The 9955-nt window shown below is 35.0% G+C and carries 9 protein-coding genes; 5 read left to right on the top strand and 4 right to left on the bottom strand.

The features are described from left to right. Positions 1–113 precede the first annotated feature (113 nt). Entirely contained in the window at positions 114–1130 is a 1017-nt protein-coding gene (locus tag OEV82_RS08005) for a sigma-54 interaction domain-containing protein (RefSeq protein WP_263061538.1), read from the bottom strand. Between the two features lie 288 nt (positions 1131–1418). Here OEV82_RS08005 and OEV82_RS08000 point away from each other — a divergent pair, with 288 nt between their 5' ends. The 5 genes from OEV82_RS08000 (at position 1419) to OEV82_RS07980 (ending at position 5973) form a co-directional block, all read left to right on the top strand. Further along, positions 1419–2591 carry an aminotransferase A gene (locus OEV82_RS08000; protein WP_263061537.1) on the top strand — a complete coding sequence of 391 codons (1173 nt, stop codon included), beginning with the start codon at positions 1419–1421 and terminating at the stop codon, positions 2589–2591. After that, positions 2588–2785: a DUF3311 domain-containing protein gene (locus OEV82_RS07995; protein ID WP_263061536.1), complete on the top strand. Its 198-nt coding sequence runs from the start codon at positions 2588–2590 to the stop codon at positions 2783–2785. The genes OEV82_RS08000 and OEV82_RS07995 overlap by 4 nt, the downstream gene beginning before the upstream one ends. Continuing rightward, positions 2782–3765 (top strand): sodium:solute symporter family protein, encoded by a 984-nt coding sequence (locus OEV82_RS07990; RefSeq protein ID WP_263061535.1) that lies wholly within the window; start codon positions 2782–2784, stop codon positions 3763–3765. The genes OEV82_RS07995 and OEV82_RS07990 overlap by 4 nt, the downstream gene beginning before the upstream one ends. A 101-nt stretch (positions 3766–3866) precedes the next feature. Further along, complete coding sequence (locus tag OEV82_RS07985) at positions 3867–4262, top strand: SLC5/6 family protein (protein ID WP_263061533.1); 396 nt, start codon at positions 3867–3869, stop codon at positions 4260–4262. A 73-nt stretch (positions 4263–4335) separates the two neighbouring features. Continuing rightward, positions 4336–5973, top strand: coding sequence for a M20/M25/M40 family metallo-hydrolase (locus OEV82_RS07980; RefSeq protein WP_263061532.1), 1638 nt, complete (start codon positions 4336–4338; stop codon positions 5971–5973). A 138-nt stretch (positions 5974–6111) separates the two neighbouring features. Here the strand turns inward: OEV82_RS07980 and OEV82_RS07975 are convergent, their stop codons facing one another. The 3 genes from OEV82_RS07975 to OEV82_RS07965 are packed head-to-tail and all read right to left on the bottom strand — an operon-like array spanning position 6112 to position 9555. After that, positions 6112–8133 (bottom strand): TRAP transporter permease, encoded by a 2022-nt coding sequence (locus OEV82_RS07975; protein ID WP_173658697.1) that lies wholly within the window; start codon positions 8131–8133, stop codon positions 6112–6114. Continuing rightward, positions 8130–8603, bottom strand: coding sequence for a DUF1850 domain-containing protein (locus OEV82_RS07970; protein WP_263061531.1), 474 nt, complete (start codon positions 8601–8603; stop codon positions 8130–8132). The genes OEV82_RS07975 and OEV82_RS07970 overlap by 4 nt, the downstream gene beginning before the upstream one ends. Beyond that, the gene (locus OEV82_RS07965) at positions 8584–9555 is read right to left on the bottom strand and encodes a TAXI family TRAP transporter solute-binding subunit (RefSeq protein WP_173658698.1); all 972 of its coding nucleotides are present in this window, start codon (positions 9553–9555) and stop codon (positions 8584–8586) included. Before OEV82_RS07965 ends, OEV82_RS07970 begins: the two co-directional genes overlap by 20 nt. Positions 9556–9955 lie beyond the last annotated feature (400 nt).

The following is a 9955-nucleotide window of genomic DNA, read 5'->3' as shown; positions in this document are numbered from 1 at the left end:
CGATTATTGTCTGTACGCTTCGATAACATCCTAAATTTCCCCCGTTAACCAAGAATTCTATCCCTATTATACAAAAAAAACCTGTAGATTTGGCCACTAGTTAGGGACTTTGTCTACAAGCTGAAAGGAAGAATATCTTCCTTTCTTTCACGTAGTGGCGGAATCTCGATCGAAAGAACATTTAAACGGTAAAATAAATCTTTACGAAAGGTTCCTTCTTTTACACGTTCCTTTAAATTGGCATTGGTAGCAGCTAAGATTCGCACATCTGCTTGTTGAACTTTATTATCACCTATCATTCGATAGGTCTTGTTTTGTAAAAATTGTAGTAGTTTCGATTGTAAGTGAAAAGGCATATCTCCGATTTCGTCTAAAAACAATGTCCCTTGATCAGCGGCAGCAATTAATCCTAGTTTCCCTTTCGTACTTGCCCCTGTAAAAGCTCCCTTTTTATAACCAAATAATTCAGATTCAATCAAAGAATCAGGGATTGCACTACAGTCTAGATGAATAAATGGTTTATCGCTACGAATACTTAATTGATGGATATGATAGGCAAAGGCTGTTTTTCCTACCCCTGTTTCTCCAGTTAATAGAACTGTTGTATCAACATTTGCAATTTTTTCTGCCCAAGTCTTAAGCTGTTGTGAAGCCTTACTTTTTCCTAAGAAAAAATCATTTGCTTGCTGTTTTTGTTCGATTAGTAATTGACGAATTTGCTGTTTATATAATTCCAATATAGATTCAACTTTTTCTAGTTCATTAGATTTTTTTATGACTTGGGATAAGGGTCTGGCATGGGTAACAATATATCGTATATCGCCATTTTTATCCGGAATAAAATCACCGGATGCAAGCAAGCTTTCATTATTTTGTGTGATTTGTGCAGTACTAATAAATTGTTTTTTCTCTACAACAAGTCTTGTAATGGAAGGTGAAAAAACACCTTGTCTTTCCATTTCATAAACATTTTTACCAATCAAATCATCTCTTTTAAAAAAATTTTTCGCTGCTCGATTAACCCATAGTACATTCCCACTTTTCTCTGTAATCCAAATCGGATCTTTTAATGTATTTAAAATTTCAAAGAGTACTTGCCCGTCCAATTGTTTCAGACGGTTTTGGTTCATAGGCCAAGTTCCTCCTTTACTCCAATATAGAGATTTTTAATCTTAATTCTTCATTGATTCGATAACAACTCACGTCCCCTGTTTGCGTAACCCAATTATACCAAAACTCACTCATTTTTTTGAATTTTCTATTTAATATTGAATCTTTTTTATATCAATGATGCATATTCGACTCAATTTTAATAAATTATTTTTATGTAAACACGGAAAATTCACTCTATTAAAATTGGCACAAAACTTGCATTATTTTTTGTAGATTTATGAATTTTATATTTGGAGGATTGAAAAATGGAACATTTACTTAATCCTATCGTTAAAAAGATCTCAATATCGGCCATTCGCGATATTGGAAATAAGGTGGATCAAGATCCTTCCATTATTAACTTTACAATCGGTAAACCGGATTTTGTTACACCCGATTCGATTTTGGAAGCAGGAAAGCGAGCAATTGATGAACGTAAAATCAGTTATACTCATAATGCTGGGGTATTAGAGCTGAGACAAGCTGTTTCAGATTTTGTAAAAAGGCATTATCAACTCATGTATGATCCAGAAGATGAAATTTTGATTACAACTGGTGCTAGCGAAGGACTTGATGTAGCCTTTCGTACGATTTTAGAACCTGGAGATGAAGTTATTTTACCAGCACCGATTTATCCTGGTTATGAACCGCTAATTCGTATGTGCAATGCAGTGCCTGTATTTGTTGATACCCGAAAAAACGATTGTAAAATCACTCCTCAATTAATCAAAGAAAATTTGACAGAAAAAACAAAATGCGTCCTCCTACCTTATCCATCAAATCCAACAGGAACAATACTAAATATGGAGGAATTAGAAGAAATTGCAAACTTTTTAAGAGGGAAGGATATCTTTATTGTTTCAGATGAAATATACAGTGAACTAACATACGATGTTAAACATGTTTCGATTGCTTCGTTACCTGGAATGAAAGATCAGTGCATTGTTGTCAATGGTTTATCAAAATCACATGCCATGACAGGGTGGCGGGTTGGATATACATTAGCTCCTCGCTCGGTCACAAAAGAAATGTTTAAAGTTCATGCATATATTTGTGTATGTGCAAGTTCAATTAGTCAATATGCCGCTATTGAAGCATTAAAACAAGATTTACCAGAAGTTGAAATCATGCGTCAGGAGTATAAAAAAAGAAGAGACTTTATTTACGATTGCATTATGGATATGGGCTTAGATGCTATAAAACCAGATGGGGCCTTTTATATTTTTGTTTCTATTGAAAAGACAGGTTTAAAATCAAATGAATTTATTAACCAACTTGTTGAAAAAGAAAAAGTGGCTGTTATCCCAGGTTACGGTTTTTCTGAATATGGAGAAGGATATATTCGTCTTTCATACGCATGCTCAATGGAGGATTTAAAAGAAGGAATGAGACGAATAAAACGTTTCGTAGATTCTTTAAAGGAGGTAAAAGTGAATTGAAACCACTTTATTTTATCGCATTCATTCCTGTTCTAGCATTCCTTGTCGGTGTTCCTTTAGCCAATCGAATTGAACCGATGATAATGGGACTTCCCTTCTCAATCTTTTGGATCGTGTTGTGGGTGATTTTAAGCTCCCTAACCATTTTCATTATGTATACATTCGATGATCATAAAGAGGAGGAATCAAATTGAACATTTCTATTTTTATCATGCTCATTGTTGCCACCTTTTGTGTGTATATGGCATTAAGAGCGGGTAGAGGGAAAAATGAACAAATCGAACAATGGGCCTTAGCCGGTCGGAAAATGGGGGCTATTATTACTTTTTTCTTGCTAGCAGGAGAATTTTTTTCCGCATTCACGTTAACGGGACTAGTTGGACTAGCCTACAATAACGGTATAGCTACACTTTATATTATGTCATATATCTCAATAGCTTGTATTATTGGTTATTTTACATTACCAAAAATTAGAAGTTATAGTAGAAAACATAAATTGATATCACAAGGTGATTTTTTTGCAAAAAAATATAGCAGTCCATTTTTAGGAAAGCTAGTTACAATTGTAGGGGCTATAGCATTAATACCAACCATCGTTATGGCACTGAAAGGGATGGGACTGATCGTTTCCGTAGCATCTTATGAAGTGATCTCACCTAACACTGCCATTTGGGTCGGAACGACTATAGTATTAATTTACACATTAATCTCTGGACTTCAAGGTTCATCACGTGTAGCTTTAATTAAAGATATACTTATGTTTGTCGTATTAGTATTTTTAGGCATTTTCTTTGCATTCCATTATTTTGACGGAATCGGATCTGTAATGAAACAAATAGCGGAGATAAAGCCTGAAGTATTAATTTTCCCTGATACTGGATTAAGTCTCGTTTGGTATGTTTCGACTGTTATATTTATGTCACTAGGTTTATATCTTTGGCCATATACATTTCTATCAACCTATGCAGCGAAAAGTGATAAAGCACTACGTAAAAACACGGTCCTAATGCCTTTATATTCATTAATGCAATTGTTCGCACTGTTTATCGGATTAACTGCCATTCTCGTAATTCCGGGTTTGGTTGGTGCTGAAGGGGATATGGCATTAATTAATTTAGTATTTGAAAATTTGATCCATGGTTTGTCGGGATCATTGGAGCAACTGGTTTTTTAGCATCGATTGTACCATGTTCGGTATCTATTATTTCAATTGGTTCAATGATTACTTCAAATATTTATATGCCATTGAAACCAGATACATCCGAACGCAAGCAAATGAACATTGCCCGGCTATTTGCAATGATTGCAGGGGGAATTTGCTTATACTTAACATTGAATTCAAATGGTGCCATCGTGTTTTTACAATTACTAAGTTATAACTTTATTATGCAACTATTCCCTGCTTTCATTTTTAGCTTACAAAAGAACAACTTTATTACAAAACAAGGCGCCATTAGTGGTATCGCTGTTGGTGTTGCGCTAGCATTATATTCTGCTGCAACAGGTACGACCTTAGAAACCTTATTCCCAAGTCTGCCTTCATTTATTTTAGATATTAATAACGGTTTATATATGTTAATAATTAATTTAATGGTTACGACTGTTGTAAGTCTTTTTACCAATAAATCATTACAAAAAACAAAGGAATTAGAAAAAGAGATTGTTTCTTAAATAGAAAATATAATAGTCAACAAGCAAGTTATATATTCTGAATTATCTTAATAATGTAAGGAGGTTTATTTCAATGAAGACCCTTGATTATCAATGGCAAACAAAACAACAATTAACAGAGTTATTGTGCGATTTAGTAAAAATCCCTAGTATTACACATACAGTGGAAGAAATAAAATTTGCTGAATACATTGAAAGCAAGATTCGAAAGTTGCCATATTTTCAAGTAAATCCTGAATATGTTAAAGTGCATAAAACAAAAGATCAGCGGAAGTTTGTAACAGCTTTAGTTAAAAGTGAAAAAAATGTTCAGGATACTATCATTCTAGTTAGTCATTTTGATGTGGTCGGTGTTGACGATTACGGTAGTTTAAAAGAATTGGCTTTTCATCCAGTAAATCTAACTAAATTCATTTATGAAAATAAAACAAAAGTCCCAGAAGCTGTTCAAAAGGATATAAGAGAAGGAGACTGGCTGTTTGGCAGAGGAACAATGGATATGAAATGTGGTTTAGCCTTACACATGTCCATTATTGAAGAAGCCTGTAATGGAAACTATGACGGAAATATTTTGTTATTAACAGTTTGTGATGAAGAAGTTAATTCGGTTGGGATGCGAGAAGCCGTATCGGTATTGTTAGAAATGAGTAAACAATATAATTTAAAGTATAATGCATGCATAAACTCAGAACCTGTCTTTTCTAGATATCCAGGTGATGAAAATAATTATCTATATTTAGGTTCATTAGGAAAAATCTTAGCAGGTTTTCTATGCTATGGCAAGGAAACGCATGTTGGTGAACCTTTTTCCGGATTAAATGCGAATTATATGGCTTCTGAGTTAACACGTGAATTAGAATTTAACACAGATTATTGTGAAAAAGTCGGTGATGAGGTTACACCACCACCAACCGTTTTAATACAAAAAGATTTAAAAAATGAATATAATGTGCAAATCTCACATCGATCGGTAAATCTTTTTAATCTCTTTTTAATGGAAAAATCAATAGATGAAATCGTTGAACAACTAAGTCAAACAGCAAACAAAGTAGCAAAGAAGATTGAAAATCATTATAGTAAGAGCTCTATTCAGTTTTCAACCCTTGAAGGTTCCCATAATAATAAAGATATAAGTGTAACGACTTTACGTTTTGAAGAATTATTACGTTATGCACTCGAAACTTATGGGGAGAAAAAAGTAATGCAAATAAAAGAAGATGTGCTTAAAAATAAAGGGCAAAAAGATGATCGAGAACTTGCCATCGAATGGGTTGATCGATTAGCTACTTTATGTAAAGAACTTGCACCAATGATAATCATCTTTTTTGCTCCACCATATTATCCACCAGTAAATTCTCGAAAACACCCAGAAATCAATAGAGTGGTTGATTATATTCTAACTTTTGCTAAACAAAATTATGATATTGAGTTGAAAAAACAAAATTACTTTGCAGGTATTTCCGATTTAAGTTACACAGGTCTCTCACATCCAACATCTAGTATAAAATCTTTAACATCGAATATGCCTAATTGGAATCATGGATATACAATCCCATTTGACGCATTGGAAGAATTAAATCTACCAGTCTTAAACCTTGGTCCTATTGGAAGAGATGCGCATAAATGGACAGAACGACTAGATTTAAATTATGCATTTCATATATTAAGAAATTTACTTTCTGTTACCATCAAACAGTTTTTTCAAAAGTAAGCTAAGTTTTTTACAAACATGAGCCCCCTCTGAAGTTTCCCAGAGGGGGCTCATGTTTGCTTTGTATCTACCATCCATCGGAAGAAAGTCAAATGAACTAAGTTAGTCATCATCAAAGTTCATTGGGTATCGAAAGGATTACGCTTCCACTTCTACTTTTGTTTTTACCTTTTTAGCATTTGAATAACTCCAAATAAATATGCCTAATACGATCGTATAGCCCATGATATCTGTTATTATTTCAGGAATAATGAGCATAAGTGCACCGGCGCCAAGAACAATTCTTACAATCCAATGGAGTTCAGTTCTAATATAACCTTCAACAGCTGCAGCCAGTCCCACAACACCTAATATTGCGGAAAACGCAATGAATAAAACCTCTGTCAATTTCGGAAATGGAAACTCCACGGCATTAACTGGTAATCCAGTAGTATCTATTAAAAGTAATTCCGGGGCATAAACAAAAAGATATGGAACGATAAAACCCGCAAGAGCTAATCGAAGTGAAATAAACCCTGTCTTCATCGGGTCCCCTCCAGCAATTCCTGCTCCTGCAAATGAAGCAAGTGCAACCGGTGGTGTAATATTGGCAAAAATCCCAAAATAGAATACGAACATATGGGCAATCAATACCGGCACACCAAACTCAGCTAGTGCTGGTGCAGCCATTGTCGCTGTAATAATATATGCAGGAATACTTGGTAAACCCATCCCTAAAATGATGGATGCGATCATCGTTAAAAATAGTGTCAAAAATAATGAACCTGCACCAAGATTAGTGATTGCAGATGTTAAAGTTGTACCAAAGCTTGTTAAATTAACGACACCTATAACAATCCCAACGACACCACAAGCAATAATTGTAGATAAGGATTGCTTTGTCCCGGCTTCTAATGCTTCTAAAATGGCTTTTAAGCCCATTCTCGTATGTTTTCGAATCCATGATACAATCACTGTACATACAATGGTATAAAATGCAGACATGTTTACTGTAAGCCCGGAACCTAACATCCAAATTAAAGCAATGAGAGGAATTAATAAGTGCCCTCCATCTTTAAACACTTCTTTGACACGTGGCAAGTCCGGCCGTGGGATACCTTTTAATCCCCGTTTCCCTGCTCTATAATGAACTTGCATAAGGACACCTAAAAAGTATAGTAATGCTGGTAGAATAGCAGCAAGCGCAATCGTTCCGTATGAAATCCCTGTCGTTTCTGCCATTATAAAGGCACTTGCCCCCATTACTGGAGGTAAGATTTGCCCACCAACCGATGCACTTGCTTCAACCGCACCGGCAAAATTGTTCTTATAACCAATTCTTTTCATTAATGGTATTGTAAAGGCACCTGTTCCTACAACATTAGCAACAGCGGAACCATTTATACTTCCCATGAAGCCACTGGAAATCACGGCAACTTTCGCAGGTCCACCTTGCCTGTGTCCAGCAAGCGCAAGAGCTAAATCATTAAAAAATTTCCCCATTCCTGATTTGGCTAAAAAGGCACCGAATAATATAAATAAGAAAATAAATTGAACGGAAGCACCGATTGCCGTGGAGAATAGACCTTCTGTTTTAGTATAAAGTTGACCGAAAATATCTCCCAAATCAAATGGACGTGTCATCATAATGCGTGGTAACCAATCCATATGACTGAAAAAAGGGTAAGATAAGAAAATAAGAGCTAATATTGGTAGAACCCAACCTGTTATTCGTCTAGTAGCTTCTAAAACTAAAACAACCGTCAAAATCCCCATCACAATATCCATGTCATTTGGTACGCCACCACGTACAGTGACAATATCTTGATAAACAATGAATAAATACACACAGCTTAAAATAGCAAGACCAAACAAAATCCAATCATAAAACGGGATTTTTCTACGATTTTGTTTTTTAAAACTTGGATAAAGCAAAAATACGATTGCGAGACCAAATAATAAATGTACTGCCCGATGTTGCAGTGTTGGTAATGGATGAAATGTCGTATATAAATGATAAATTGAAAATAAGATGGCAAAAATTGAAATGAACCATGATATATATTTATTTTTTGGCTGTCGTGTTTTTGCATCACTATCATACTTTTCAAGAATTTTTTGTGCCGCCTCACGGGCTTCCTTTTGTTCTTCTACTAATGTTCCTTCATTTTTTCCGCTCAATTTAATCCCTCCCACATAATAGTGAAAACCGATAATCGATGAACTGAAACCGTAGCAGTTTCATAACTTTCTATAAATTTATATAGCGGAATTTCCTTTTCCATTAATACAATGGTAGTTTTTACATTTTCAGATATCGTAAGCAATAACTCATCGTAAGTGTGATCAATATCCATGACGACGTAGCCATCTTTTACAGTAGTGCCTTTCTCATCGTATGGTGTGCCGGCGCCGAATGTTTTAAAATAGGTTTTCTTTAAAACGAGCTCGTCACCCTCTCTTTCATAAAGTTCAATCCACTCTTCCTTCTCAACGGAATGGATCCATTTTAATTGAAAGGAATCAAATAATAATTCTTTCCCATCTTCCCACTGGATGACAATCACTGGAACTCTAATGCTTAAGATAAAACAAAGGAGTACGATGAAGATCGCACTCCTAAATCGTTGTTTACTTAGATTGCTCATCATAGAAACGTTTGGCCCCCGGATGTAAAGGCGCAATTAGATTTTCTTGCGCATTTTCTAATGATATATCACTTGCTGCTTGATGAGCATTTTCTAGTTTCTCAAGATTTTCAAAAAATGTTTTTGTTAATTCATATACATCATCATCACTCATATCACTGCGAACCACGAGTGCATTTGGTACAGCAGCTGTCGGAATAGCCTCTTCATTTCCGTACATGTCCTTTGGAATTTCAACAGAGATAAAATAAGGATGTTCTTCAGCGATTGTAGCCACTTTTTCTGGATCAACTGAAACAAGGACAATATCGTGAGTTTGTGACAATTCTAATACGGATGCATTCGGTAAACCGCTTGTTAAAAATGCTGCATCAATGGTTCCCGCAGTTAAGCCATCCGCTGCTTCAGCATACCCTAAATAATCGACTTTCATATCATCATATGTAATCCCGTGACCATTCAACAAAGCTCGTGCGTTTAATTCAACACCTGATCCTTGGTCACCAACAGCTACACGTTTACCACGAAGATCTTCAATCGTTTGAATACCTGATGATTTTGTAGCAACGATTTGTACAACGTTTGGATAAAGCGTTGCTATTTGTGACACATTTTCAATTGGCTCTGTAAAGGCTGCTTCGCCATTTAATGCTTGTGTTAATGCATCACTCATGACAAATGCCATTTCAACCTTGTTATCTGATAAAAGATTTAAATTTTCTACACTGGCACCGGTTGTTTGCGTTCTTGAGTTCACATCATATTGTTCTGTATAAATATCTGCAAGAGTGCTTGCAATAATGTTGTATGGTCCTGATGCTCCACCAGTCGCAATGGTGACAATATTTGTGTCTAACCCTTTGCTTGAACTGGTCTTATCTCCACCAGAACATGCGGCAAGAGCAAGAGACATCAATACTACCAATGTGAAGATAAAAAAACGTTTTTTCTTCAAAATAATCCCCCCTGTAAATTAAGCGCTAACATTTTTATGAAATTATTTCTAAAAAATTGTGCTATACTCTTTTACTTTGTATGTTTTCGTTTTATCAAGTCTTTATAATATAATGACAATCGCACCATATTTTGCTCTTTTTTATAATAACTTGTTTATTCTGAATATTCAATAGAAAAGTTACTTTCTAGAAATAATGAATTTGATTTATTTTGAGTGTTATAAAATGAATGAAATCTTTGATTAAAAAAACCTAATACTTAAAAATAATCATTTAGGTTTTTCAGAAAGTTAGTACCTAATGTTTATTCGTTCCATTGGCGGCCGTGCATCCAATAGCACGACATCAATCTCTTCAACATGGATATTTGTTTATAGGCAGTATTTAAGCTTTTGTGCC

It is taken from the genome of Pallidibacillus thermolactis (assembly GCF_025660415.1).
GTDB classification, from domain to species: domain Bacteria; phylum Bacillota; class Bacilli; order Bacillales; family Caldibacillaceae; genus Pallidibacillus; species Pallidibacillus thermolactis.
The sequence above is the reverse complement of the archived record's forward strand: the minus strand, read 5'-3'. Positions and strand labels throughout refer to the sequence as shown.

What these genes read in the sequence shown, in the direction of transcription:
- OEV82_RS07985 (WP_263061533.1), top strand. Translation starts at nt 3,867, where the DNA reads ATGAACATTGCCCGGCTATTTGCAATGATTGCAGGGGGAATTTGCTTA.
- OEV82_RS07980 (WP_263061532.1), top strand. Translation starts at nt 4,336, where the DNA reads ATGAAGACCCTTGATTATCAATGGCAAACAAAACAACAATTAACAGAG.
- OEV82_RS08005 (WP_263061538.1), bottom strand. Translation starts at nt 1,130, where the DNA reads ATGAACCAAAACCGTCTGAAACAATTGGACGGGCAAGTACTCTTTGAA.
- OEV82_RS07970 (WP_263061531.1), bottom strand. Translation starts at nt 8,603, where the DNA reads ATGATGAGCAATCTAAGTAAACAACGATTTAGGAGTGCGATCTTCATC.
- OEV82_RS08000 (WP_263061537.1), top strand. Translation starts at nt 1,419, where the DNA reads ATGGAACATTTACTTAATCCTATCGTTAAAAAGATCTCAATATCGGCC.